Genomic DNA, 25829 nt, shown 5'->3' with positions numbered 1-25829 from the left:
CGGGAAGATCGACCCATGCCAGTGACACGGTCGGACGTCGCTCGGGCTGCGGGGGTCTCGCCCGCCGTCGTGAGCTACGTCATCAACAACGGGCCGCGCCCCGTCTCCGCCACCACCCGCGAGCGGGTCGAGGCGGCGATCGCCGACCTCGGGTACCGACCGAACGCCATCGCGTCGTCGCTCCGCAACGGCAGCACCCGGTCGATCGGGTACCTCACGCCGAACCCCCGCGATCCGTTCATGGCGGAACTCGGGGAGTCGGTGGAGCGGCAGTTCAGCGCTCGGGGCTACCTCGTGCTCACCGGCAACACGTACTTCGACCGGGCACGTGAGGAGCGGTACCTGCAGTCGTTCATCGACCGCAACGTCGACGGCCTCGTGTTCGCCCCCGGTGTCTCGCTCGCCAGCACCCCGACGTGGCAGGCCGATCGCCCCGTGGTGAGTCTCGACGGAGCGGGGACCCATCCGGGCTGGTCGACCGTGAGCGCCCAGGACGCGTTGGACGCCGCGACCGCCGTCGGGCACCTGGTCCTGCAGCACGGGCACATGCTGGTCGCCTGCATCGCCGGGACGCCGCGGCTCACCAGCGAGGCGGAGCGCATCGCCGGGTGGCGCACCGCGACCGGGAGCGAGGGACTGCCCTCCGGACCGGAACTGCTCGCCTACGGGGAGATCTCGGAGGAGGGTGGGTACTCGGCCGCCATGCAGCTCCTGAGCAGTCACGGTCGTCCCTGGGTCGTCCACGGCCGCGGCCCCACCGCCGTCTTCGCCACGAACGACGCCCAGGCGGTCGGCGTCATCTCCGCCTGCGCCGAACTCGGGCTCCGCGTCCCCGAGGACGTCGCCGTCGTCGCAGTGGGAGGCACGCGGATCGCCCCGTACACCGTGCCGCCGCTGTCGACGGTGCGGCAGGACGTCGAGCTGATCGCGGAACTCGCCGCCCGGCAGCTCATCGCAGGCATCGCGGACCCGACGGCTCCGGCAGCGCGCAGTCGGCTCCGTGGGAACCTCGTCGTCGGCCGGAGCTGCGGGTGCGAGCTCCTCGCCCCGTCGGCCGTGGACCACGGGACGACGACGACTGGGAGACCGACGAGCAGGTGACGCGGTTCAACTCGGGGCGCGACGACGCTCCGAGTGGGGCAGGCGGACGGTCCCCACGGAGCTGCCCCGACGAGCCGGGACGCACAAGCGCCTGGCCGGTGTTCGTCATCACGGACGTCAGGCGATGCGCGGATCCGATGCCGGTTCCTCGGTGGCGGCGAGGAGCTCACCAGGTGACGGAGGGTTCGCCCCCGGCCGGCTCACGGCCACCGCCGCCGACGCGGCAGCGACCGCGCCCACCCGGGCCAGCGTGGTCGCATCCACTGTTGCGTCCCGTACCCGGCGGAGACCGTCGCCCCGCAGCAGCGCGAAGAGCAGGCCCGACATGAACGCGTCTCCCGCTCCGATGGTGTCGGCCACATCCACGGATGGTGCCGGCACCTCCACCCGGCCGGCGGCACTGGCGATGACCGACCCGGCCGCGCCCCTCGTGATCGCAGCGAGTCGGACTCCGGCGTCGAGGAGGCGATCGAGGACGCCGTCCGGGTCGACGCCGGGATGGATCCACTCGGCGTCCTCGTCACTGAGCTTGACGACGTGCGCGCGACCGACGAGGAGGTGGAACTGCTCGAGCGCTACCTCCCGATCGAGCAGGGCTGGCCGTATGTTCGGGTCGAAGCTGCGGATCGTCGACGGGGGAAGCTGGCGGAACAGATCGGCTGCTGCCCGGTTTCCGGGCTGCAGGAACGCGCCGATGGACCCCGTGTGCGCGACCGCGGGCACGGTGGCAGTGACCGGCGCATCCCGATCCCACTCGATGTCGAAGTCGTATCGCGCGGAACCGTCTGCGTTGAGCTCGGCACGGGCCACGGATGTCCGACCGTCTGCACGGTCGACGGTGACGTGGTCCTTCTCGAGGTGCGCAGCGATCAGGCGGCCGTACTCGTCATCACCGAACTGCGTGGCGAGCGTGACGGGAACACCGAGTCGGGCGAGCCCCACGGCCACGTTCATCGGGCTTCCGCCTGGGGTCAGCCGGCTCCCGGCCGCGTCGACGACCGCGTCGATGAGGGCCTCACCGAGGACCAGGGCAGGTGGGGAGGAGGGGTTCATCACAATCCTTCGCTGCGCGGTGGGATCACCGTCGCATCGTCATCTCGGGGGAGCGGCTATCGATTCACGTCGGACGATCGGGCAGGGCAGGAACACCGGCTCGGTGTCCGCCGTGTGGTCGTCCGCTGGGCTCCCGCCCTGCAGCTGGACGAGTCGCTCGAGGGCCCACTCGCCCATCTCGTAGTGCGGGAGGGCCACCGTCGTCAGTGCCGGGAAGAGCCCTTCCGCGATGATCTCCTGGTTGTCGAACCCGACGATCGAGACGTCCTGGGGGATGCGCAGGCCCATCTCCGCAGCGGCACGGTAGGCGCCCATCGCCATCCGGTCGTTGTAGCAGAACAGAGCGGTCGGGCGATCCGGAAGTCCGAGGAGCGCGCGCGCGGCGTCGTACCCTCCGGGGCTCTCGGACGGTGCCGCGTGGACGAGCGCCTCATCGATCGCGATGCCCGCCTGCTGCAGGCTCTCCCGGTATCCCGCGAGGCGTTCCCGCGTGGCCGGGACGTCATCGACGTTGTTCATGAAACCGATCCGGCGATGGCCGTGCGTCAGGAGCTCCTGCATCGCGGCCCGTGCGCCGCCGCGCTCGTCGGGGGCGACGGCGGGATGGGTCCCCGTCCGGTCCGTGGAGTCGATGACGACGGTGGGGATGCCGTCGAGTTCGGCCGGCGGCGTGATCTCGCGGTGGAACATCGTGGCGTAGAGGACGCCGTCGACCTGCTGCCGGATGAGCGCAGTCGCGTTCGCAGCGACGTCGTCGCGCTCGGTGTTGATGATCACGAGTGTCAGGCCGTGTCGGCGCGCGGCGTTCTGCGCACCGAGGATGATGCGTCCGGCGTGCGGGGTGGTCGCGATCTCCTCGCTGAGGAGCCCGATCATCTCGGACCGCTGCATGCGCAAGCCCCGCGCCATGCGATTCGGGCCGTAGCCGAGCCGCTTCGCGGCGTCCTTGACCCGTTCGCGGGTCTCATCGCTCGCGCGGAGGAAGTCGACGTCGTTGAGGATGTGCGAGACGGTGGTCACCGACACGCCGGCCTCGGCGGCGACGTCCTTGATGCCGACACGTCTGCGATTCACCGTGGCTCCTTCCCGCTGACCACCGGCCGATCGCTCGGCCGCCTCCCGGCGCTCATCGTCAGCATCTGACTGGGTCCTCTGTTCCCCGTCACCGCGCTGCCCCACTCGCACGACGGCGGTGCGGTCGGCGCTCGACCGGACGATCGCTCCGTCATGCGCTCGGCTGCCTGGTTCACCTTAGATCCAACCGGTTCGACCACCCGCCTGAGACCGTCGTCAGCCCTTCACCGCCCCGAGCGTGAGTCCTGCGACGATGTGCCGTTGCAGCACGAACGTCAGGAGGATGACGGGGACCGAGTAGACGATGCCGAGGGCGGTCATCGTTCCCCAGTCGAGCCCGAACTGGGTCTGGAAGTCGGCGATCATCAGCGGTGTCGTCTGCGCCCGCACCGAGGTCAGCAAGAGCGCGAAGATGTAGTCGTTCCAGGACGCGAGGAACGCGAAGATCGCGGTCACGGCGAGGCCCCCGGCGGTGACCGGGAGGATGACTCGGACCAGCGCACCGATGCGTGACGCGCCGTCGACTCGTGCTGCTTCTTCGAGTTCTTCGGGCACGGCCTGGAAGAAGCTCGACAGCAGCCAGATCGACAGCGGCAGGGAGATCGTGGTGTGCGCGATCGCGAGCCCGAACGAGGTGTCCTGGATACCGATCGTGCGGAACATCGTGATCAGCGGAGCGCCGACCACGATCGCCGGGACCATCCGGGTCACGAGTGCGACGAGGATGAACACCTGTCCGAAGCGGGTCCGGTAGCGGGTCACCGCGTAGGCAGCTGGGACCGCGAGGACGAGCGACATCGCGGTGCTGATCACAGCGGTGACGATGCTGTTGACGAAGGACGCCGGCACGCCGCTGGTGCCGAGCGCCGATGCGTAGTTCTGCAGTGTCCAGTTCTGTGGCAGGATCCGCGGCGGCACGGCGATGGTCTCCACGGGCACCTTGAGCGAGGTGAGCAGCATGTAGACGAATGGGAACGCGTACAGCACCACCAGGAGGATCAGGGCGATCCAGAGGATCGTCCTCGTGCCGGTGCGTTGTGATTCGAGGCCGTTCACTGCTCACTCCCGGGTCGCCAGATCTTGAAGATCGCGAAGATGGCCACGGCCAGCATCGCGATGAGGTAGATGGTGCCCATCGCGCTCGCGAGCCCGGGGTCGCCGTACCGGATCTGTGTCTGGTACACCAGCAGCGACATCGTCTCGGTGGCGTTCTGGGGCCCGCCGTTCGTCTGCAGGACGATCACGTCGAACGCGCGCGCGGCGTCGACGCCGCGGACGATCAGCGCGACCGCGATGACCGGACGGAGCAGCGGGATCACGATGCGGAACAGCAGCGTCGGATATCGCGCGCCGTCGAGCCTCGCCGCCTCGAGCACGTCTCCCGGGATGTTCTGCAACCCGGCGAAGAGCACCAGGGTGATGAACGACGTCGTGAGCCACACGTCGGGGATCGACACCGACACCAGCGCGATCTTGGGATCGCTCAACCATTGGATCGCGTTGGGCTGCGGCAGCAGGTGTGCGTCGTACAGCAGCTGACCGACGATCCCGAAGTTGTCGCTGAGCAGGAACTTCCAGAGCAGGCCGGCCACGATCGGGGCGATCATCAGGGGGTACAGGAAGATCGTGCGGAAGACGCGCGAGCGATCCCCGATCGTCGCGAACAGGAGTGCGACGAGCAGCCCGATCGCGAACTCGAAGAAGACGACGATGGCCGTGTAGACCGCCGTGCGCCACGCCGAGTTGCCGAAGTCGGGGTCGGTGAACGCGGTGAGGTAGTTGCCGAAGCCGACGAACCGACGGGTGCCCGCGAGCTGGTTGATGTCGAAGAAGCTGTTGCTGACGAACTGGATCAGCGGCCAGCCGATGAAGATGAGGAGGAACAGCGCTGCCGGCAGGATCATGAGCGCGGCGAAGCGTCGGTCGGTTGTACGCACGAGCGACTTTCCGGTCGGGGAGGGGGATTGGTGGCCCCGAAGGGCCACCACCCATTACTTGAGGATGCCCTCGATCTTGGTCTTGGCCTGATCCAGGAGCTGCTGGTTGTCGGCGCCCGGCTGAACCGCCTTCTGCAGCATCGGAACGAGCGCGTTGTCCACGATCTGCTGCCACTTCGGGTTCGACGGACGCGGGATCGTGCCCTTCGCCTGCAGGGTCTTCACCATGGGGGCGAAGGCTTCGTACCCGGGCTTGCCCTCGTACTTCTGGAATGCGGACACCCGTGCGGCCAGGCCGAGGTCGGTGGTCGCGCTCAGGTCGTTGTGCTTGTAGGCGAACTGGATGAACTTCTTCGCCGCGGCCTGGTTCGGTGACGCCTTGGGGACGCTGAGGTAGTAGGGGCCGGGGACACCGGCGACCCCAGCGGGACCGGCGATCATCGGTGCGACGCCGACCTTGCCGTAGACCTTCGAGTCCTTCGGGATCTGGCGGTAGGCGTGCCCCCAGAACAGCATGAGCGCGGTCTTGCCCTGGTAGAAGAGGTTCTGCGACGCCGCCCAGTCGGTCTGCGCTGCGCCGGGTGCCGACGACTTCAGCATGCTGGTGTAGAAGTCGAGCGCCTTCAAGCTCGCGGTGTCTCCGAGGGTGACGTTGCCCTTGGCGTCGATGACCATGTTCTTCTCGCCGGCCTGCGAGAGCGCGGCGAGGTACTCGGTCTCCACGGCGCCCTTGGTCGCGGTGCCGTACGTGCCGTCCTTGGTGAAGAACGCGGCTTCGTCCTGGTATTGCTGCCAGGTGGTCGGCGGAGTGAGGTCGTAGCCGTACTTCTGCTTGAAGGCCGTCTTGTTCGCCGGGTCGTCCAGGAGGTCCTTGCGGTAGTAGAGGATCTCCGAGTTCGTCCAGGCGGGCATGCCGACGTAGTCGCTGCCGATCTTGCCTTCCTGCAGCTCGGCCGGGAACAGGTCCTTCTTCACGTCGCCGGTGAACATCGAGTTCAGCGGCGTCAGGCCGTCCTTGAAGGTGGGGAGCCAGATCGCGTCGAGTGCAGCGACGTCGAAGGACACCGAACCGGAGTTGAGTTCGCTGTTCACGCGGTTGTAGAGCCCGTCGTACGGCAGCTCCACGAACTGGACCTTGGTCCCGGTCTGCTTCTTGTACAGGTCGGCGATGGGCTGCAGCTCGCCGTGACCACCGGCCTCCACGAGCACCGTCAGGCTGCTCGTGGCCTTGGCGCTGCCACCACCACCGGCGCCGCAGGCACTGAGGACCAGTGCCGAGACCACCGCGACGGCGGCACCGGCGGCGATGCGGGCCTTCTTGCCGGCTCGAACGCCGGGCTTCCTACGAAGCATCATCACTTCGTCTCCTTGGTCTGCAGCAGCGATGCTGCGATCGGGTACGGTTGGCTCTGACAAAGCGTTTTGCCAAAACGACTTGGCCCAAGATATACAAGCACGGAGAGGTCGTCAAGCGGACGACACCGCCCGTCTCGAGGGGAACTCCTGCGCATGATCGACGACGATCGCCCGACCATCCACCTGACCGCCCGCGCCGGCTGGATCAACGACCCGCTGTCCCTGACCTGGCATGACGGCACCTACCACGTGTTCTTCCAGCACGTCCCGGGTCAGACCAGCTGGGCTCCCTCCTGCCACTGGGGACACGCCACCTCCGCCGACCTGCGGACATGGACCGAGCAGCCCGTCGCCCTCGCGCCGGGGGAGGGCGACGACGGCATCTGGTCCGGGTCGCTGGCCGTCGACGGAGACAGGACGACGATCTTCTACACGTCGATCGACGCAGCGGACTTCAGCATCGGCCGGATCCGAACCGCGACTCCCATGGACGCGGAGTGGAACCGATGGCAGAAGGGCGATGTCGTCGCTGTCCCGCCAGCGGACCTCGACGTGCAGGTGTACCGCGACCCGTTCGTCTTCCGGGACGGAGACCAGTGGCGGATGCTCGTCGGCGCGAACCTCCTCGGCACCACGGCGGCCGCCCTGTCGTACTCGTCTCCCGACTTGCGGGACTGGAGGTACGACGGGATCGCGGCGCAACGCGACGCAGCGGCCACCGACCCGGTGTGGACCGGGAAGCTCTGGGAGTGCCCGCAGATCTTCACGCTCGACGGAGTCGACGTCCTGATCACCTCCGTGTGGAGCGATGACGAGCTCCACTACGTCGCGTACGGGCTGGGGGCCTGGAACGACGGTGTGTTCACCGTCGACCACTGGGGCCGGCTCACCTGGGGCGACAGCTACTACGCGCCCTCGTTCTACCGAGACGCGGAGGGTCGCCCCGGGCTCGTCTTCTGGCTGCGGGAGATCCGCGACCGCGACGGCGACGTCTGGACCGGCGCGATGAGCGTTCCCCACCTGCTCTCCCTCGACGGCGACGTCCTCGTCGCCCGCCCGCACCCCGATGTCGTCCGGAACGACGGCGTCACCGCGCACACCGCGTCCGACCGCGTGGAGCTCGTCGGTGACGGACGCGCCGACATCATCAGCTGGGACCCGGAGTTCGGCGAGCTCCAGGTCACCCGGGACGGCGCGCCGGTCCTCACGCTCGAGCGAACGGCCGGGAAGGTGGTCGTGTCCGCTCCGGTCAGCGGGTGGAGCGCCACGGTGGTGGCCGACGACAGCACGGTGCAGATCCTGATCGACGGCCCGATCCTCGAACTGAGCACGGGAGCTGGACTCTTCGCCGCTCCGCTGCGCTCCACGGCAGCCACCTCGCAGTAGTCGATCAGGTCTGGCCCAGCGGACAGCGCGGGCCCGGCCATGACCACGAACGGAAGGATTCCCACCCATGCAGAACAGCAATCACTACGACGTGACCGCGTGGCCGGTCGGCGACCCGACCACGGACATCGGCGCGGTGATCAACAGCATCATCGCCGACATCAAGAGTCGGCAGACCGCAACGGACGACGGCGACGGTGGGAGGCCCGGTGCGGTGATCTCCATCCCACCGGGCGACTATCACCTCCGCACACAGGTGGTCATCGACGTCAGCTTCCTCAAGATCCAGGGGTCCGGGCACGGCTTCACGTCGTCGAGCATCCGGTTCAACGTCCCGGAGGACGAGTGGCCCAGCCTGCACGAGCTCTGGCCCGGCGGCAGCCGCATCCTCGTCGACCTCCCGCTCACCGGCGGCGAGAGCGCTCGCGACGGCGCTGCGTTCGTCGTCGAACGCCAGGGCAGCCCTCGCCTCAGCTCGGTCGAGTTCGAGAACTTCTGCATCGACGGCATGCACTTCGTCGCGGACGGAGCGGATCTCCACCCCGAGAACACGTACGTCAACGGCAAGACCGGCATCCACGTCGCCACTCCGAACGACTCGTTCCGTGTCAACGGCATGGGGTTCGTGTACCTCGAGCACGCGCTCACCATCCACAACACCGACGCCCTGTCGATCCACGACAACTTCATCGCGGAATGCGGCAGCTGCATCGAGCTCCGCGGATGGGGTCAGGCGTCGAAGGTCACCGACAACCTCATCGGTGCCGGTCCCCGGGGCCACTCGATCTACGCCGAGAACCACGGCGGGCTCCTGATCACCGCCAACAACGTGTTCCCGCGAGGTGCGAGCAGCATCCACCTCGCCGGCGTCACCCGGTCGAGCGTCACGAACAACCGACTGCACTCGTTCTACCCGGGGATGGTGATCCTGACCGAGGGCAGTTCGGAGAACCTGGTCGCGTCCAACCACTTCCTGCGTGACCATGAGCCGTGGACGCCGTTCCTCGCGATCGACAACGGCCGACCCGACTCGTACGGACTCCTCCGGGTCGACGGAAGCGACAACACCATCGTCAGCAATCACTTCTCGGAGGTGGTCGACTCCCAGCGGGTGCGGCCGGCGGACCAGAAGCCCGTCATCATCCGGCTGGTGTCCGGGACCGGGAACTCCGTCTCCACCAACCACGTGGTCGCGAAGGACGTGCACATCCAGTCGAACGACTCGGCCTTCTCCGCGCAGGTCGACGCGCTCCTCACGACGGACGCCGCGGGTCGACTGAACGTGACGACGGTCATGGTCGACCCCGGCTCCGCTGGGAACACGGTCCTCGACTCGGGGACCGAGGACGAGTCCGTCCTCGACCGGACGGCCAATGCCTTCCGGGCCACGCCCGCCATCGGTTCGTAGCAGCGCGTCGAATCGGACATGCACGGTCGCCGGACGTGCGGTACGAGGATCTCGGTGCTGGGCTTTGCGTCAACTCTGTTGACTGTCTAGCTTCGCATCAACCGATTGACGAGGAGGTTGATCATGCTGACGATGAAGGACGTGGCGACACGTGCGGGCGTGTCCACGTCGACCGTCTCCCTGGTCCTGAGCGGACGACACAAGGGGCGCGTCCGCGATGCCGTCGTCGAGCACGTCCGCGACGTCGCGGACATGTTGGGCTACGTCCCCGACCTCATGGCTCGTGGGCTCCGGACCCGTCAGACGCACACGATCGGGCTGATCTCCGACCGTGTCGCGAGCATCCCCTTCGCGGGCCAGATGATCGGTGGCGCCCAGCGCGTCGCGATCGACGAGCAGTACCTCATCCTGCTCGTGGACACGGACGGTGATCAGCGGGTGGTGCGCAACGCGCTCACCATGCTGCTGCAACGCAACGTCGACGCCCTCATCTACGCGTGCGAGTACCACCAGGTCATCGTGCCCCCCGCGGTCCCCGACCGGGTCCCGCTGGTGATCCTGGACGGGCGACCGGAGGACCCCTCCTCGCCGGTCGACTGGATCGTCCCCGACGAGCGCGGGGGAGCGTTCGCAGCGGTGGCCGAACTCACGGCGGTCGGTCACCGGCGGATCGGTTTCTGCACGGTGTCGCGCGACATCCCGGCTCGCAGCCTGCGGCTCCAGGGCTATCGGGATGCGCTCGAGGCCGCAGGGATCGTCTTCGACCCTGCCCTCGTCGTCGAGGCCGTCGAGGCAGGCACCGTGCACACGCTCGAGCCCGCGCGTGCGCTCCTCAGCCGTGACGACCGCCCGACAGCGGTGTTCTGCTTCGGTGACCGGATGGCCAACGCGGTCTACCACGTGGCGAACGAGTTGGGTCTCGCCATCCCTGGTGATCTCTCGGTCGTCGGGTTCGACAACCAGCTCGACATCGCCGACGGACTCGTACCCGGCCTCACCACCGTGCAGTTGCCCCACCGGGCGATGGGAGAACTCGCCGCGCAGGTCACCATCCAGCGCGCGCTCGAGGACCTCCACGCACCGCGTGTCCCCAGCGAACACATCGTCCCCTGTCCGATCGTGCGCCGCTGTTCAGTGGCCGCCCCTCGGACCGTCGCCACCATGACCTGATCGCAGAACGCCCGCCATCACCCTCGGCAGGCTGACGTCCCACCACCACTGCAGCGCTCGTCCACCGACGGTTCCTTCAGTGCGCCCGAAAATCCCCATCACAACGAGGTGTCTCACATGAAACGCACCACCCGCAGGCTCTGGCGTCTGGTCGCCGGCCTGATCGCAATCGGCCTCACCACCAGTGTCCTGACTGGATGCTCCAACGCCGGCAGCAGTTCCAAGACGTTCACGATCTGGCAGTACGAGGCCAGCAGCAGCGCGCAGTACAAGGGATGGAAGGAGGCCGTCTCGATCTTCGAGAAGAAGCACCCGGACGTGAACGTCAAGTTCGTCACGACGAGCTTCGGCAACATCCAGAAGAACGGGAAGCTCCTCCTCTCCGGGAACAAGGTCCCCGACGTCCTCGAGGTCAACAAGGGCGGCGCCGACGCTGGTCAGCTCGCTTCCCAGGGGCTGCTGGAGAACCTCAACGACCAGGTCGAGAAGCGCGGCTGGGACGAGAAGATCAAGGGCTCGGTCGCGAGCCTGGCGAAGTACGACTCCGACGGCAACGCCGGAAGCGGCAACTGGTACGGCATCCCGAACATCGGCGAGTTCATCGTCTGGTTCTACAACAAGGACATGTTCGCCAAGGCCGGGATCACCAACCCGCCGACCACGCGTGCCGAGCTGGAGAGCGACATGCAGAAGTTCGTCGACCAGGGCACCACACCGCTCGCCAGCAGCGCGAACGGGTTCGGTGCGCTCTGGACCTGGTACTCGCTCGTGTCCGCCGGCGCCACGCGCGACCAGATCGACGACTTCATGTTCCTCAAGGGGTCGCCGAACGTCGACGCCGCCCCGTGGTCGACCGGCACCAAGCAATTCCAGGACTGGATCGACAAGGGGTACCTCGGCACGCGACTGGCCTCGGTGACCGGCGACCAGATGGACCAGGCCTGGCTCAGCCAGAAGAACCCGCTGCTGCTGGAGGACTCGAACGCGTTCTCGAACGTCAAGGCCTCGGCGAAGTTCAACTGGGGCACCTTCGCGCTGCCGGACGCCAAGCTCAACGTCGGGTCGTCCGGACACCTCTGGGCAGTCCCCACGAAGTCCGGCAACAAGGAGCTCGCGTACGACTGGATCAGCACCACGCTGAGCCCCCAGGTGCAGAACGTGATGGCCAAGAACGCCGGCCTGCCGTTGGCCGGGGATCCGAGCGTGATCACCGACCCGCAGATCAAGGCGCTGAACCAGCAGTTCCAGACGCTGGTCGACGGCGACAAGCTGTCGTACTTCCCCGACTACCCGCTGCCGGGCCTGCTCGACTTCCAGCAGAGCGGCATGCAGTCGCTGACCAACAAGTCGACCACGGCCGCTGCGTTCAGCAAGTCGTTCCAGCAGTTCTACACCAAGGGCAAGGCGCAGTTGCAGTAGCCCCGCTCCTTCCCGTGGGCCGCTGTACCGTCCAGCGGCCCACGGGACCACCCCTCCACGGAAAGGGCACTCGTGGCCACTCTCATCACCGACCTGGCGCAGCCCGCGACCAGGCGGGCAACACCGCGGCGGCCACGGTCGGCCTCCTACTACTGGTACCTGCTCCCGATCGGCGTCGGCTTCGCGGCCATCGTCCTGGTGCCCTTCGCCTGCAACCTGTTCTTCAGCCTGTTCGAGTGGAAGGGCGGTCTGGCGCCGTTCCACTTCGTCGGGCTCGGCAACTACGAGGCCCTGCTCCACGACGAGCTCTTCTGGTCGTCGTTCAAGAACTCGATCTACATGATCGTCGCGATCGTCGTCATCCCGACGGCGATCGGCCTCGTGCTCGCCGCGCTGCTGTTCGACTACCTCGGCCGGAAGTTCGGCCCACGGGTGGCGAGTTTCCTCCGTGCTACGTACTACCTGCCGCAGATCGTTCCCGTGGCCGTGGCCGGAGTCATCTGGAGCTGGGTCCTCGGGGCGCAGAGCGGTGCGATCAACACGCTCCTCAGCACCGTCGGCATCAACGGTCCCGACTGGCTGGGCAACCCGCACCTCGCCCTGTACTCGATCATGATCGTGCTGATCTGGGGGCAGATCGGGTACCCGGTCGTGATCTTCATGTCCGGGCTGCAGCGGGTCGACCCGGAGCTGCTCGAAGCCGCGGAGGTCGACGGCGCCGGCTGGTGGCGCCGGTTCCGAGCGATCACCATCCCGCAGATCCGACCCGAGGTCTTCATCGTGATCCTCACGGCGACGGTCGGCGCCCTGAAGGTGTTCGCCCCGGTCCTCATCCTCACCGGGGGCGGTCCCGAGAGTTCGACCTACGTGCCGTCGTACTACTCGTACCTCAACTTCTTCCAGCTCTCCCGCGTCGGATACGGCTCCTCGATCGCGACCGTCCTGACCATCCTGATCCTCATCATCGCCTCGCTCATCCTCTGGTGGCAGCGCGTCAGCATCGAAAGGGCGGAACGCTGATGACCGCAACGATCGGTACCTCCACGACCCCAGCGACAGCACCGGCACCACCCTCCGCGCGGCGAACACGGAGGAGTCCCGTGCGATGGCTCCTCCTCGCGGTCGCGGTGCTCGTCGGGGTGGTCCTCGCCGCGCCCTTCCTGGTCCTCATCCTCAACGCCTTCAAGACGCGCGCCGACTACTCCGCCAACGGCCCGTTCGCCTGGCCAGAGCAGTTCACCACCGCAGCCTTCGCGAAGTACCTCGCCGACGTCGACTTCCCGGTCGCGCTGGTCAACTCGATCCTCATCTCGGGGATCGTCGCGATCCTCGGCGTGGTCATCGCCCTGCTGGCCGCGTACGCGATCGGTATCGGCCGGATCCGTGGTGGCACCGTCATCACCGCCGTCCTGCTGTTCTCGACGATGCTCCCGCAGGAGTCGATCATCTACCCGCTGTTCTACGGTGCGCAGGCGGTCGGCCTCCAGGGGTCGATCTGGTCGGTCATCATCATCTTCTCGGTCCTGCAGGCCGCCTTCGGCACCTACTTGCTCGGGTCGATCATGGGCACGTTCGAGCCGTCGTTGCTCGAGGCCGCAGCCCTCGACGGGGCCAACCGGTGGCAGATCCTGTGGCGCGTCGTGTTCCCGGTCATGCGACCGACGCTCTCGGTCCTGGTGATCTTCTTCTTCATCTGGACGTGGAACGAGTTCTACATCCCCGTGATCATGCTCACCGACCCGTCGGCGCAGACCATCCCGATCGCGTTGTCGACACTGCAGGGTCAGCTCTCGACCGACATCACCGAGCAGAACGCCGGCTCGCTGCTGTCGCTCCTGCCGACGCTGATCTTCTTCATCATCTTCCAGCGCTCCCTCACCCGCGGCATCACCGCAGGCGCCGTCAAGTAAGGAACCCACACACATGTCGTTCTCCTGGGACACCGTCCTCTCCGCCCCCAAGCGGATCGAGAGCCGGTCCATCAACGCCGAGAACCCGACCGGCGAACGAGGAGCAGGCGCACGGACCCCGTCCGCCCTCGGGACCGGCCGGAAGGGCACCGCATTCGTTCCGATCGCCGCCGGCGAGACCATCACGCTGGCCGACATCGTCGGGCCAGGAACGATCCGGCACATCTGGATCACGGTGCCGGACCGTACCGACGGCGGTGCCTTCGTGCTCCGGAACCTCGTACTCCGCGCGTACTGGGACGGCGAGAGCGCCCCCTCCGTCGAGGTCCCCCTCGGTGACTTCTTCTGCAACGGGTTCGGTGCCAGGGCTCTGGTCACCTCGATCCCGATCGTCGTCGCGCCCACCGGCGGCATGAACTCCTACTTCCCGATGCCGTTCCGCGAGTCCGCGCGCATCACCCTCGAGAGCGAACACCCCGACGAGATCGGCGCGGTGTTCTTCCAGATCGACTACACGGTCGGCGACGAGCACCCCGACGACCTCGCCCGCTTCCACGCGCAGTGGCGCCGGAGCAACGCGACGACCGCCCTCGGGGAGGACCACGTGATCCTGGACGGCGTCGCCGGACGCGGCCACTACGTCGGCACCTACGTCGCCCTGTCGCAACTCGAGCGCTACTGGTGGGGCGAGGGCGAGGTCAAGTTCTACCTCGACGGCGACGACGAGTTCCCCACGCTCTGCAGTACTGGACTCGAGGACTACGCAGGCGGTGCCTGGGCGTTCCAGGACGAGCTCCGCGAGCATCCGGACCCGAACCCGATGCCGTTCAGCGCACCGTACTTCGGCTACCCGCACGTGTCTCGGGTGGACGAGTCGAAGGGGTCGCCCTTCTGGCAGGCGATGCCGCCGTCACACGCCCTGTACCGGTGGCATCTGCCGGACCCGATCGCGTTCCGAGAGCGGCTCCGGGTCACGCTGCAACAGATCGGCGCCGCCGAGCACGGACTGTTCGAGCGTGCGGATGACATCAGCACGACCGCGTACTGGTACCAAGTCGAACCGCACGCGGCCTACCCGACGTTCCCCGACGCCTCCGCGCGTCGGCCGCGTTGACGAGGAGCTGCACGCCATGCGACCGCAGCTGCACTTCACCGCGGGCGGGTGGATCAACGACCCCCACGGGTTCGTCCACGCCAACGGCGAGTACCACGCGTTCTACCAGTACGTCCCGGGCAGCACCGAGTGGGAGACCGGTATCCACTGGGGGCACGCGGCGGGCCCTGATCTCATGTCGCTGCGACCCAGGGCGATCGCGATCGCGCCGGGCGACGGAGACGACGGGATCTGGACCGGCAGCATCGTCGACGGGGGCAGAGACACGCACCTGGCGTTCTACACGTCGGTGGCCGGGGCCGACACCGCGATGGGGACCGTCCGGGTCGCGACGACGCAGGACCGCTCCCTCGACAGATGGAGCAAGGGGCCGGTCGTCGTCGAGCCTCCCGAGGGGCTGGGACTGACCGCGTTCCGTGATCCGTTCGTCTTCGAGGACGACGGGTGCTGGCGGATGCTGGTCGGTGGCGCCATGGCCGACGGGGTCGCCGGCCTGCTCTCGTTCTCGTCGGTGGACCTCACGGACTGGCAGTTCGACGGTGTCGCTGCCTCTCGATCGACCCTCGCTCAGACTCCGATCTGGACGGGGGAACTGTGGGAGTGTCCACAACTGATCACCGTCGACGGGCATGACGTGCTGATGTTCAGCGTCTGGGCTGCGGACACCGGGTACGGCACCGCGTACGGGATCGGCCGCTGGCACGGCGGCAAGTTCGACGTCGAGCGGTGGGGAACGCTCGCCTACGGATCGAGCTACTACGCCCCGACCGTCTATCACGATGCGGACGGCCTGCCCTGCATCACCTTCTGGATGCGGCACGTGGCGGACCCCGACGGGGCCTGGGTCGGGGCGCACAGTCTCCCCTGGGGGCTCTCGGTGATCGACGGCGATCTCCGGCTGGACATGCACGGCAGCGTCGAACGTCTCCTGGGCCGCGGGTTGGCTGGATCGACCAACGGACGCACCCTGATCCATTGGGATCCGGCCGTCGACGGTGATCTGGAACGTGCGGCGGACGACGGATCCTGGTCGCTCCGAGCGACACCGACCGAGCTCGAGTTCCTCGTCGACGGTCAGCGTTCGGCCATGCCGCGCCGGCAGGGTGGCGCACTGGTCGTGGTCGACGGCCCGATCCTCGAGCTGGCTCACGCTGGTTCGATCCTCGGCGGTGCGATCCCGACCGACAGGTCCTCGACCGCCCAAGGCGGATGAGTGCCGCCGGTCCTCGCCGAACCCGTGCATCATGGCGGTGCTCGTGGGGACCGCTCCCGGCTGTGGTGCAGCGGCCCGGACCGCGGTCCACCGCCGACGTGCGCCGGTGAGCCGTCACTCCATCGAGCTCACGGGCCCGGCGCCGCCACTCGCCTGGCAGCGTCAGCGACGCCGCGTTCCCCGTTCGTTCCGGCCGGCGTGGGCGGTCTCCCAGAAGTCGAGCTCGATCGAGTCGTCCGGGCCGAGTTCCCGAGCGATGGCCGCGGCCAGGTGCTCGCCCTCGGCGCGTTGTGCCTGACAGGTCCGCGCGTCCGGCCACCCGGTCTTCTACGAGTACAGCTCGTTGAACGTCGCCGCCCAGTCCCGGACCTGGGCTGCCAGCCGCTGTGACAGCTCGGGCTCGCCCTCCGGCGCTCCGCCGTCGTCGCGCCAGATCGGCCAGTCCACCGTGTACTCGTTCATGAGTCGGTATTCCACGCCGCGCCCTTCGCCAGCCCGCCCTGTCCTCGGGGCTCCGAACTGAGCGTGCCCGAAGGGGCCGGGGGGCGCAAGCGTCATGCGCGAGCACGGTCGACGGGCCGTCGCCCACGACGCACCCGGGAGCGCAGGACCCTGGGTGCCGCGGCGCCGACGGCGGGATACTGGTTCCGTGCGTGAACTCCAAGCGGCCATCGCCGCCGACCTCGACGTCCAGCCGGTCATCGACCCGGAGCAGGAGGTGGCGCGCCGTGTCGCCTTCCTCCGGGACTACCTGCTCGCCACCGGCGCCAAGGGCTTCGTGCTCGCGATCAGCGGCGGTCAGGACTCCTCGCTCGCCGGGCGTCTGTGCCAGCTCGCCGTCGAGTCGCTCCGGGCCGAGGGGCATCCGGCCGAGTTCACCACGGTGCGCATGCCGTACCGCGTGCAGGCCGACGAGGACGACGCGCAGCTCGCGCTCCGCTTCATCGCCGCCGACCCGGGCATCACCGTGAACATCGAGCACGGGGTCGACGGCGTCGTCCAGGACGTCGCCGAGTCGGGCACCGCCCTGAGCGACTTCGTCAAGGGCAACGTCAAGGCCCGCATGCGGATGGTCGCGCAGTACGCGGTCGCCGGGCAGCGCGGTCTGCTCGTCGTCGGCACCGACCACGCCGCGGAGGCCGTGACCGGCTTCTTCACGAAGTACGGGGACGGCGGCGTCGACATCACCCCGCTGACCGGCCTGACGAAGAGCCAGGGCCGTCAGCTCCTCGAACACCTCGGCGCGCCGGCGCGGCTCTACGAGAAGGCGCCCACGGCCGACCTGCTCGACGACCTGCCCGGTCAGACCGACGAGGCGAACCTCGGCCTCAGCTACGCCGAGATCGACGCCTACCTGCAGGGGCACGACGTGCCCGAGGAGGTCGCCGAGGCGATCGAGACCCGCTACCGGGCCACCGAGCACAAGCGCCGCGTGCCCGCGACGCCGTTCGACACGTGGTGGGGCGGGGCGAGCCCGCGACCGTAGGGCGCGTCAGAGCTGGTCAGGCCGCGCACGACGAACCGTGTCGGGAACAGGAGGGGACATGCCGGTGGTCGATCGAGTGAGAGCAGTGAGCCTCGCGGCTGCGCCGGTGAGCCCTCAGCACGGCGCGGGCGTTCCTCCATGGCTGTTCGTCGCGGGGATCATCGTGGTGTTGGCCATCGCCGCCGTGCTCTTCGTCCGCTCGCGCGGGCGATAGCGCTGCGCCGCCGATCCGACTTCGGCCCTCTGTGAGAGACCGGGGTCTTCGAGCAAGGGACACGCAGTTCGGATCGACGCTCCGGCCCGGCTGTGTCGCGATGTCCGTCCGTCGTCCTTCGATGAACGGTGCCCTACCGTCGCCGCGGCTCCCGGTGGTAGTAGACCGTCATGGTGAGGTCATCCTCGCCGTCGGTCACCTTGCTGCTGAAGGTGACGCCCTGCACGTCGACGTCACCGAGGCTGTCGATGGCGTCGGCGAGCCGACGAAGCAACTCCGGGACGTGCCCTGCCCCTTCCCCTCGGGATTGCTCAGGGAGAAGTGGTTGATCGTCCAGCCGGCAGGGATCACGTCGGCAGGGTACTGGGACGCCGCAGAACTCGACGGCGTGGAGCGGGACGCGGTCGTCCGAGCGGCGCCGGTCAGGAGGCCGGGACCGCCCGGCGCGCGAGGGCGAACGAGCGACGAAGCCGATGATGCTCGACGAGCAGACACACGAGGAGCACGGTGCCCGCGGCACCGAGGAACCAGAGGACCGATCGAGCGATCGCCCGGCGGTGGTCGACGGGCGGTCCGCAGAAACGGCCGTCGTGGATCGCGAGCGACGAGTCGATGTGTGCGGACGAGTCCATGCGCGCGGCCGGTGTCGACCGGCCGTCGTCCGCGGTCTGTCCCGGCACGGCACCACCCCCGGGGCTGACCGTACCGGGAACGACGCGGCGTGCGCGCTCCTACCGCCCGGCGAGCTCGGCGCGGATCGCCTCGACGGCCAGTCGGACCTCCGCGAACGTGGTCGACAGGGGTGAGAGGCCGAGCCGGATGCCGTTCGGGTTCCGGTGGTCGGGGATGACGTCCTGCGCCCAGAGCGCCGCGGTCACCTCGCGGAACGCCGGGTGCGTGATCGTCACGTGGCTGCCGCGGACGTCGGCGTCGCGGGGGCTGGAGACGACGACGCCGAACGGGGCGAGCAGGTCGTCGACGAGCGCGATCGCGTGTTCGGTGAGCGCGACGGACTTCGCGCGGACCGCGTCGATGCCGACCCGCTCGAGGAGGTCGAGCATGTCCTGCATCGCGAGCATGCCGACGACGGGCGGCGTCCCGCTGACGAGCCGGCGCACCCCCGGCGAGGGCGTGTAACCGTCAGCCATGCTGAACACGTCGGCGGCGCCCATCCACCCCTGGATCGGCTGCCGCAGGTCGGCCTGCAGCCGCTCGGCGGCATAGGCGAACGCGGGGGAGCCCGGGCCGCCGTTGAGGAACTTGTAGGTGCAGCCGACGGCGAGGTCGACGTCCCACGCGTCGAGCGACGTCGGCACGACGCCGGCCGAGTGGCACAAGTCCCAGAGGACGAGCGCGCCCACCGCGTGTGCCGCCGCGGTGATGCCGGGCACGTCGGCGATGACGCCCGAGCGGTAGGCGACGTGGCTCAGCACGACCACCGCGGTCGACGTGGACACAGCATCCTCGACCTGCTCGACCGTCACACCGGTGACCGGGTCGGCCGCGATCCACTGCACCGAGAGCCCGCACTCGGCGGCGATGCCCTCGACGACGAAGCGGTCGGTCGGGAAGTCGTCGTCGTCGATGACGATCTCGGTGCGGTCGGGCCGCGCGGCCACGGCGGCGCGGATCGTCTTGTACAGGAGCACCGTCGTGGAGTCCGCGACGACGGTCTGCCCCGCCGCGGCGCCGAGGCACACGGCACCGATCCGGTCGCCGAGCTCGAGCGGGAGCGTCATCCACTGCTCGTCCCACGAGCGGATGAGGCGACTGCCCCAGTCGTGCGTCACGAATCGCTGCAGCCGGTCGGCGGTGGCGAGGAGCGGCCGCCCGAGGGAGTTGCCGTCGAGGTACGCGCGGACCTCCGTGCTCGGGACGAACGCGGCGACGTGTTCGGCGAGCGGGTCGGTGCGGTCGAGTTCGAGCGAATCGGGTGTGGTCGCCCGTGGAGCGTCGCTGCCGACCCGGTCGTCGTCGACGGACGTCTGGTCGGTCATGTCAGGGACTCCTCGATGCGGTCGGCGGTCAGGACCCGAGCGCCGGACAGCCAGCGTACGGCGTCGCGGGGGGCCGCGCTCCGTCCCCGGGCCGTCCGGCCGACGCCGATGTGCGGTCGCAGCGGCCCGAGCCTCAGATCTGCCGATAGATCGTCAGCGTCTGCTCGGGCTGGTCGGGCACCAGGAACGACGCATGCGCCAGGTGCTGGACACGCCCCGACCGTGTGCGGACCCGTTTGACGCCGGCCTGGCTGGACGCAACGCCTCCAGCCTCGAGCGGCTCGCCGCACTCGACCCGCGCGTGCGGACGGTCCGGTCCGTCGGCGACCGCGCTGCGGACGCGTCGGCGATCGCCGCGACGGTCGAGGGTGACGCCGACGTCGTGATCGACGCGCTCGGGCCGACACCGACCGCGGACCTCACGATGGCGGGCTTCGACGTGGTCCGCGTCGACGGCACGATGGTGCTGCTCGGCGGGGTGCGACAGACGCTCCCCGTGCCCTACGGCGAACTCATGCGTCGCCGGATCACGCTGCGCGGGAATGCGCATCGCCCGGTCCGGTTGTACCTCGTCAGGAACGACAGGAGCACCGATGCAGCGACCCGTGGTGGACCCACAGCAGCAGACCGACGAGCGTGAGGTCGTGAGCGGACGCCGGTTCGGCGCGTGGCTCGGCCTCATCAACCACGGCGAGGAGCCGATCGCGCGACGCTGATCCGCGCGAGCACGGGCCCCGGCGGCCGGCGAGGAGCCGACCGCCCGGGCCCGTGTCCGTCAGGGGTTGCCGGGGCCGTCCCCGATCTCGATCGCCCCACTCGCTGCGGGTCCGGTGCCGTGCGCGGGTGATCGCCGAGACCGACAGCACGGAGGTCGCGCCGGCACCGAGGGACCCCGTTGTGTACCACGGAGCGGCGGCGCCGAGGGCCGTCACCGCCTGCGGAGTCGAGGCCGTCGCGTCCTGCACGGGCTCGGAGTCCCCGGTCCGCCGAAGCGGCCCTCGCGGATCGCGAGCACGGACTCGTCCTGGTCAGTCGGTGTCTGTTCGGGCACGCGCACCACCCCCGCACGTGACGGTGACGCCGTGGTGCTCGTGCCGGTCGGAACGTCCCCCGTTGGCTGGCGAAGTCCCCCTCGCTGTACCCCGTTCGCTGAGAACCAGGAACGCTGCGCTCCAACCGGTGCTTTCCTCAGGTCATCTGACCGACCACGACACCGAGGAGCCCGATCCCATGGTCACCAACACCCAGCCCGAGCGGTACGGCACCGCAGACTCCGGACGGCGCAACGGCGTCGCCATCTCCGCACTCGTCATCGGCATCGTCGGCCTCGTCATCAGCTTCTGGGGCGTCCTCAGCCTCGTCGCCCTGGTCCTCGGCGTCGTCGGCCTGCGTCGCTCGCCGGCCAAGGGGGAGCGCGGTCACGGCCAGGCGATCGCGGGCATCGTCCTCGGCGTCATCGGCGTCGTGTGGGGCATCCTCGCGCTCGTCTTCGGCCTGCAGCACTACTTCTTCTTCGTCAACCACTGACCCCGCGTCGGAGCCTCACTCCCATGTCACGGCGCCGGTCACCGCTCCGCGAGTAGACGTTCCGCATCGTCACGTCGCTCGTGGGGATGGTGGTCGGCGGTGGCCGTGCCCGGGCTCGTAGGCTGGCCCGATGCGAGCACTGGTGCGGAGCAGCGGTCCGACGACGGCGGTGGCGGCGCGGAACGGGGTCGGGTTCTCCTCCGCCGAGGCGTACCTGGTGGAGCGACACGGCCCCGACCAGGCGGTCGCCGAGGTCCCGTTCGCGGCCGAGCGGCCGGTGGCCGCGGGCGACCGGCTCACCTGGGTGTGGTTCCCGGAGCGGGTGCTGCCGGCCGGTCGCGCCGAGCCGACCGAGGCCGACCTCGACGGGTTCTGGGACGCGACCGCCTTCGCGCTCGACGTCGTGTTCACGGACGGCAGCCGTGCCTCCGCGTCAGCGCGCGACCAGTACGCGGTCCCGATGACGCCGGAGGCGCAGGACGACGCGCGCATGCTCTGGGTGGACCAGTGGAACCGCCGCACCGTCGACCTGACGCCGTTCGCCGGGCGCACGGTGGACCGTCTGGAGGCGCGGCTCGGCCGCGCCGACCGGGTCGCCGCCGACGGCGCGGCGGCACCGCTACGGGGCTGGCTCGACGACGTGCGGATCGTGACGGCGCCGCCCCGGGCCTCCCGGCCGCTCGACCACGTCGTGACGACCCGGGGGACGCACGCCTCGTCGCGGTTCTCGCGCGGGAACACGGCGCCGCTCGTGGCGGTCCCGCACGGCGGCGTGTTCGGGCTGCCCATGACCGACGCGTCCGATCCTCGCTGGCCGTACGCGTACCACGAGCACGTCGACGGCGACGGCCGGCCGGCGCTCCAGGCGTTCGCCACGTCCCACATCCCCTCGCCGTGGATGGGCGACCGCGGGGTGTTCCAGATCATGCCGAACCCGCTCGTCGAGCCGGACACTGACCGCACGGCCCGCGCGCTGCCGTTCGACCGCGCGGACGAGGTCGCCGGCCCGCACCGCTACCGGGTCGCGTTCGACGGCGGGGTGACCGCGGAGATGACGGCGGGGGAGTTCGCCCTCGGGTTCCGGTTCACCTTCCCGGGGGAGCGTGCATCGGTGGTGCTCGACCACCACGGCGTCGTCCGCTCGGCGTCCGTGCGGGTCGAGGACGGCGTCGGGGTCGTCGACGCGCTCCTCGACGACCGGCCGCAGACACCGCCGCACCACGTGCACCTCCGCGTCCACGGCGTGGTGGCGGACCGGACGACCGTCGAGGAGGGCCGGCTCGGTGGCTGGTTCGTCGTCGACGGGACGGCTCCGGTCGACGTGCTCCTCGGGATCTCGACGGTGTCGGCGGAGGACGCGGCCGCGAACCTGCGCGCTGCGGGCGACGTCGACGCCATGTGCGCCGAGGCCGAGCGGCGGTGGTCGGCGGCGCTCGCCACGATGTCGTTCGAGGGTGCCTCCGAGGACCAGCTCGTGTCGCTCTACTCGGGCCTGTACCGGCTGTTCCTGTACCCGAACACCGCCGGGGAGACCGCGCTGACCGGCGAGCCCCGCTACCGCTCGCCCTACGGCGCGGTCCTCGACACCCCCGTCCGCGACGAGCCCGGTCCCGAGGTCGGGTCGGGGCCGTTCACGACGACGAACGGGTTCTGGGACACCTACCGCACGGCGTGGCCGCTGCTCGCGCTCCTCGCACCCGAGCGGACCGGGGCGCTCGCCGAGGGCTTCGTGCAGCACCACCGCGACGGCGGCTGGACGCCCCGCTGGAGCGCCCCCGGTGCCGAGGACGTCATGACCGGCACGACGAGTGACACCGTGTTCGCGGACCTCGCGGCCAAGGGCGTCCCGGGGTTCGACCTCGCGACGGCGTACCGGAGCGCGGTGCGCAACGCGACCGTGCCGTCACCGGACCCGCGTGTGGGACGCAAGGGGATCCTCCCGGGCGCGTTCCGCGGGTACGTCGACACCGACACGCACGAGGGGATGTCGTGGACCCTCGACGCGGCGATCAACGACTGGGGGCTCGCGGTCATGGCGCGGCTGCTCGCCGACCGCGCCGTGCCCGGTTCGTCGGAGGCGGAACGACTCGACGCCGAGGCCGAGTGGTTCGCCCGGCGGTCCCTGCAGTACCGGAACGTGTTCCACCCGGGGCTCGGGTTCTTCGTCGGCCGTCGTCCCGACGGGGACTGGCGGGTCGAGGGCGAGGCGTTCGACCCGGCGGAGTGGGGGACGGACTACACCGAGACGAACGCGTGGGGCACGATGGTCACCGCCCCGCACGATGGGGCCGGTGTCATGGCCCTGCACGGCGGGCCGGAGGGGCTCCTCGCCGCGATGGCCCGGTTCCGCGCCGCCGGCGAGACCGGTGCGACGGACCGTTCCGGCTCGTACGGGTTCGCGATCCACGAGATGACCGAGGCGCGGGACGTCCGCATGGGGATGCTCGGTCTGTCGAACCAGCCGGCGCACCACATCCCGTTCGCACCGATGTGGGCCGGCCGACACGACGACGCGCACGCGACGCTCCGCGAGTGCGTCACGCGCCTGTTCGTCGGATCGGACCTCGGCCAGGGGTACCCGGGCGACGAGGACAACGGCGAGATGAGCGCCTGGTACGTGTTCGTCACGATCGGGCTGTACCCGCTCGCGCCCGCGACCGGGACCTACGTGCTCGTCCCGCCGACCGTCCGACGGACCGAGCTGCACCTGGGCGACGCGACGACGGTCGTCGAGGTCGCGGGGCCGTGCCGCGGCCCGTACGTGGCGTCCGTCACCGTCGACGGTGAACCGTGGGAGTCGGTGTCGATCCCGCACGCCGTGATCGCCCGCGGCGCGCACGTGGTGTTCACGCTGTCGGACGAGCCGCTCGGGTGGGCCGCCGGGTCGCGCCCGGTGTCGGCGTCCGAGCTCCACGGCTTCGCGGACACGCCCACGGACGTCCTGCCGGTCGGCGCGTCGCCGGTCACCGACGACACCGGGCGGAGCGTCGTGCGGCTCGCCGCGGGGGAACACGTCGAGGTGCCGGTGTCCGTCGCGGCCGCGTCGCTGTACACCGTCACGGTGGCCGAGCCGGGGACGTACGGGTGGACGGTGGCGTGGGTCGACGCGGACGGCCGGGTCGCCACGGCGGACGAGCGGGTCGGCGAGGAGTTCGCCTGGGCCGCGCAGACCCGGGTGTTCCGGATCGCGGGCGGGGTCGAGCGCGGTGCGATCCGGTTCACGGCGTCGCGGCCGGTCGGGCTCACCCAGCTCGAGGTCGTCGCGGCCTCGCGGTCGACTCCCGGACGCTGAGCGTCAGGGCGGGGCCGGGGCGCGACGTCAGCGGGGGCCCGGCCTCGACCTGCTCGAGCAGCAGTCGGGCCGCACGCTCGCCGAGCTCGACGGTGTCGCGGGTCAGGGTCGTGAGCGCGGGCCGGACGAGCCGCGCCATCGCGGAGTCGTCGAACGACGCGATCGACAGGTCGTCGGGCACGGGGACCCCCATCTCGGCGGCGACACCGAGCCCGGCGACGGCGAGCACGTCGTTGTCGTAGACGATCGCCGTGGGGCGGCGCGGGCCGACGAGCAGGGTCCGGGTGATCGCGGCGCCGGCGTCCGACGAGTAGTCGGTGGTGAACGACTCGGCGGACTCGAGCCGGGCCTCCCGGGCGAATCGCTGCAGCGCCGCGGCGCGCATGGCCGTGTGCTCGAACTGCGGTGGCCCGGCGACGTGCGCGATGCGGGTGTGGCCGAGCGCGTGCAGGTACCCGAACACGGTGTCCGCGGCGTCCGAGTCGTCGATCCACACGGTGGGCCAGGTGCCCGGCGGCGATGGATGCGAGCCGACGACGACGGCGGGCAGGCCGAGTTCGGCGAGCAACGCGAGGCGGGGGTCGTCGGCTCGCGGGTCGATGAGCACGACGCCGTCCACGCGGTGCCCGCTCCACCACTCGCGGTACGTCTCGAGCTCCTCGTCGACGTCACGCGCGACGAGGAGGTTCATCCCGACGTGGGTCCCGGCGAGGCCGAGCTGGATCCCGGAGATGAGGTCGCCGAAGAACGACTCCGTCCCGAGCGTGCGCGCGGGCCGGTTGAGCACGAACCCGATGGTGCCGGCGCGGGCGCCGCCGAGGGCCCGCGCGGCCGAGTGGGGACGCCAGTTGAGCTCGCGGGCGACCTCGAGGATGCGCGACCGGGTGGCCGCCGAGACACCCGGCCGGTCGTTCAGTGCGAACGAGACCGCTCCCGTGGACACGCCGGCCCGTGCTGCGATCTCGGCGATCGTCACCCGTTTCGGTTGCGGCATCGTCGCTGCACCGGCCCCCTCGTCGTCCACGCGCTCATCATGGCGGCACCCGCGCCCGTTGGCGAATGGCACCCCGCCCGGCGAGTGACCACCGGGTGTCGCCGCGGCGAACGACCGGGGACACGCCGCGGCTTGACTATAGCGCTTTAGTCCTTCATGCTCACCTGCAACAGCGGTA

Annotated in this window: 24 protein-coding genes; 14 read left to right on the top strand and 10 right to left on the bottom strand. The window is 69.7% G+C overall.

Annotation, left to right across the window (positions count from 1 at the left end):
* Window positions 1-15 precede the first annotated feature (15 nt).
* A complete protein-coding gene (locus tag DEI86_RS06400; protein ID WP_111049080.1) occupies window positions 16-1101 on the top strand; it encodes a LacI family DNA-binding transcriptional regulator in 1086 nt (361 codons plus the stop codon).
* Window positions 1102-1218: 117 nt separating this feature from the next.
* Here the strand turns inward: DEI86_RS06400 and DEI86_RS06395 are convergent, their stop codons facing one another.
* The 5 genes from DEI86_RS06395 to DEI86_RS06375 all read right to left on the bottom strand — a co-directional run bounded on the left by DEI86_RS06395 (window position 1219) and on the right by DEI86_RS06375 (window position 6521).
* Window positions 1219-2154, bottom strand: coding sequence for a carbohydrate kinase (locus tag DEI86_RS06395; RefSeq protein WP_111049079.1), 936 nt, complete (start codon window positions 2152-2154; stop codon window positions 1219-1221).
* A 39-nt stretch (window positions 2155-2193) separates the two neighbouring features.
* Window positions 2194-3228 carry a LacI family DNA-binding transcriptional regulator gene (locus DEI86_RS06390; protein WP_111013116.1) on the bottom strand — a complete coding sequence of 345 codons (1035 nt, stop codon included), beginning with the start codon at window positions 3226-3228 and terminating at the stop codon, window positions 2194-2196.
* A gap of 216 nt (window positions 3229-3444) precedes the next feature.
* Window positions 3445-4284 carry a carbohydrate ABC transporter permease gene (locus tag DEI86_RS06385; RefSeq protein WP_111013117.1) on the bottom strand — a complete coding sequence of 280 codons (840 nt, stop codon included), beginning with the start codon at window positions 4282-4284 and terminating at the stop codon, window positions 3445-3447.
* Window positions 4281-5165, bottom strand: a complete 885-nt coding sequence (locus tag DEI86_RS06380) for a carbohydrate ABC transporter permease (protein ID WP_111013118.1) — start codon at window positions 5163-5165, stop codon at window positions 4281-4283. Before DEI86_RS06380 ends, DEI86_RS06385 begins: the two co-directional genes overlap by 4 nt.
* Before the next feature lie 54 nt (window positions 5166-5219).
* Entirely contained in the window at window positions 5220-6521 is a 1302-nt protein-coding gene (locus DEI86_RS06375; RefSeq protein ID WP_258376474.1) for a sugar ABC transporter substrate-binding protein, read from the bottom strand.
* A gap of 153 nt (window positions 6522-6674) precedes the next feature.
* Here DEI86_RS06375 and DEI86_RS06370 point away from each other — a divergent pair, with 153 nt between their 5' ends.
* The 8 genes from DEI86_RS06370 (at window position 6675) to DEI86_RS06335 (ending at window position 16141) form a co-directional block, all read left to right on the top strand.
* The gene (locus tag DEI86_RS06370) at window positions 6675-7907 is read left to right on the top strand and encodes a glycoside hydrolase family 32 protein (protein ID WP_111049078.1); all 1233 of its coding nucleotides are present in this window, start codon (window positions 6675-6677) and stop codon (window positions 7905-7907) included.
* A 67-nt stretch (window positions 7908-7974) separates the two neighbouring features.
* The gene (locus tag DEI86_RS06365) at window positions 7975-9315 is read left to right on the top strand and encodes a right-handed parallel beta-helix repeat-containing protein (RefSeq protein WP_111049077.1); all 1341 of its coding nucleotides are present in this window, start codon (window positions 7975-7977) and stop codon (window positions 9313-9315) included.
* 123 nt (window positions 9316-9438) lie between these two features.
* Window positions 9439-10485, top strand: coding sequence for a LacI family DNA-binding transcriptional regulator (locus tag DEI86_RS06360; protein ID WP_258370131.1), 1047 nt, complete (start codon window positions 9439-9441; stop codon window positions 10483-10485).
* A gap of 117 nt (window positions 10486-10602) precedes the next feature.
* The gene (locus DEI86_RS06355) at window positions 10603-11904 is read left to right on the top strand and encodes an ABC transporter substrate-binding protein (RefSeq protein ID WP_111013122.1); all 1302 of its coding nucleotides are present in this window, start codon (window positions 10603-10605) and stop codon (window positions 11902-11904) included.
* Window positions 11905-12072: 168 nt separating this feature from the next.
* Window positions 12073-12924, top strand: a complete 852-nt coding sequence (locus DEI86_RS06350) for a carbohydrate ABC transporter permease (protein ID WP_111010549.1) — start codon at window positions 12073-12075, stop codon at window positions 12922-12924.
* Window positions 12924-13814, top strand: a complete 891-nt coding sequence (locus DEI86_RS06345; RefSeq protein ID WP_111010474.1) for a carbohydrate ABC transporter permease — start codon at window positions 12924-12926, stop codon at window positions 13812-13814. Before DEI86_RS06350 ends, DEI86_RS06345 begins: the two co-directional genes overlap by 1 nt.
* Before the next feature lie 13 nt (window positions 13815-13827).
* A complete protein-coding gene (locus tag DEI86_RS06340) occupies window positions 13828-14928 on the top strand; it encodes a glycoside hydrolase family 172 protein (RefSeq protein ID WP_111049076.1) in 1101 nt (366 codons plus the stop codon).
* Window positions 14929-14944: 16 nt separating this feature from the next.
* Window positions 14945-16141: a glycoside hydrolase family 32 protein gene (locus tag DEI86_RS06335; RefSeq protein WP_181439715.1), complete on the top strand. Its 1197-nt coding sequence runs from the start codon at window positions 14945-14947 to the stop codon at window positions 16139-16141.
* A 327-nt stretch (window positions 16142-16468) separates the two neighbouring features.
* Here the strand turns inward: DEI86_RS06335 and DEI86_RS16490 are convergent, their stop codons facing one another.
* A complete protein-coding gene (locus DEI86_RS16490; RefSeq protein WP_181439714.1) occupies window positions 16469-16618 on the bottom strand; it encodes a hypothetical protein in 150 nt (49 codons plus the stop codon).
* A 172-nt stretch (window positions 16619-16790) separates the two neighbouring features.
* On the opposite strand from DEI86_RS16490, the gene nadE reads away from it, so the two are divergent.
* Window positions 16791-17627 (top strand): ammonia-dependent NAD(+) synthetase, encoded by an 837-nt coding sequence (gene nadE / locus DEI86_RS06330; RefSeq protein ID WP_111013127.1) that lies wholly within the window; start codon window positions 16791-16793, stop codon window positions 17625-17627.
* A 347-nt stretch (window positions 17628-17974) separates the two neighbouring features.
* On the opposite strand, the gene DEI86_RS06325 is transcribed toward nadE, so the two are convergent.
* The 3 genes from DEI86_RS06325 to DEI86_RS06315 form a co-directional block, all read right to left on the bottom strand.
* Entirely contained in the window at window positions 17975-18115 is a 141-nt protein-coding gene (locus tag DEI86_RS06325; RefSeq protein ID WP_220037261.1) for a hypothetical protein, read from the bottom strand.
* Window positions 18116-18263: 148 nt separating this feature from the next.
* Window positions 18264-18521, bottom strand: a complete 258-nt coding sequence (locus tag DEI86_RS06320) for a hypothetical protein (protein ID WP_111036677.1) — start codon at window positions 18519-18521, stop codon at window positions 18264-18266.
* Window positions 18522-18572: 51 nt separating this feature from the next.
* Window positions 18573-19838: a kynureninase gene (locus tag DEI86_RS06315; RefSeq protein WP_111049074.1), complete on the bottom strand. Its 1266-nt coding sequence runs from the start codon at window positions 19836-19838 to the stop codon at window positions 18573-18575.
* A 193-nt stretch (window positions 19839-20031) separates the two neighbouring features.
* On the opposite strand from DEI86_RS06315, the gene DEI86_RS06310 reads away from it, so the two are divergent.
* The 4 genes from DEI86_RS06310 to DEI86_RS06300 all read left to right on the top strand — a co-directional run bounded on the left by DEI86_RS06310 (window position 20032) and on the right by DEI86_RS06300 (window position 24657).
* Window positions 20032-20478 (top strand): hypothetical protein, encoded by a 447-nt coding sequence (locus tag DEI86_RS06310; protein WP_111036679.1) that lies wholly within the window; start codon window positions 20032-20034, stop codon window positions 20476-20478.
* Entirely contained in the window at window positions 20432-20554 is a 123-nt protein-coding gene (locus DEI86_RS16810; RefSeq protein ID WP_258368604.1) for a hypothetical protein, read from the top strand. The genes DEI86_RS06310 and DEI86_RS16810 overlap by 47 nt, the downstream gene beginning before the upstream one ends.
* A gap of 514 nt (window positions 20555-21068) precedes the next feature.
* Complete coding sequence (locus DEI86_RS06305; protein ID WP_111013131.1) at window positions 21069-21365, top strand: DUF4190 domain-containing protein; 297 nt, start codon at window positions 21069-21071, stop codon at window positions 21363-21365.
* 130 nt (window positions 21366-21495) lie between these two features.
* On the top strand, window positions 21496-24657 hold the full coding sequence (locus DEI86_RS06300) for a GH92 family glycosyl hydrolase (RefSeq protein WP_258376473.1): 3162 nt from the start codon (window positions 21496-21498) through the stop codon (window positions 24655-24657).
* On the opposite strand, the gene DEI86_RS06295 is transcribed toward DEI86_RS06300, so the two are convergent.
* On the bottom strand, window positions 24608-25681 hold the full coding sequence (locus tag DEI86_RS06295; protein WP_258376472.1) for a LacI family DNA-binding transcriptional regulator: 1074 nt from the start codon (window positions 25679-25681) through the stop codon (window positions 24608-24610). The two genes, DEI86_RS06300 and DEI86_RS06295, sit on opposite strands and share 50 nt — an antisense overlap.
* Between the last annotated feature and the right edge of the window lie 148 nt (window positions 25682-25829).

The sequence above is a fragment of the Curtobacterium sp. MCBD17_028 genome (genome assembly GCF_003234875.1).
In the GTDB taxonomy this organism is placed as follows: Bacteria; Actinomycetota; Actinomycetes; order Actinomycetales; family Microbacteriaceae; genus Curtobacterium.
The sequence above is the reverse complement of the archived record's forward strand: the minus strand, read 5'-3'. Positions and strand labels throughout refer to the sequence as shown.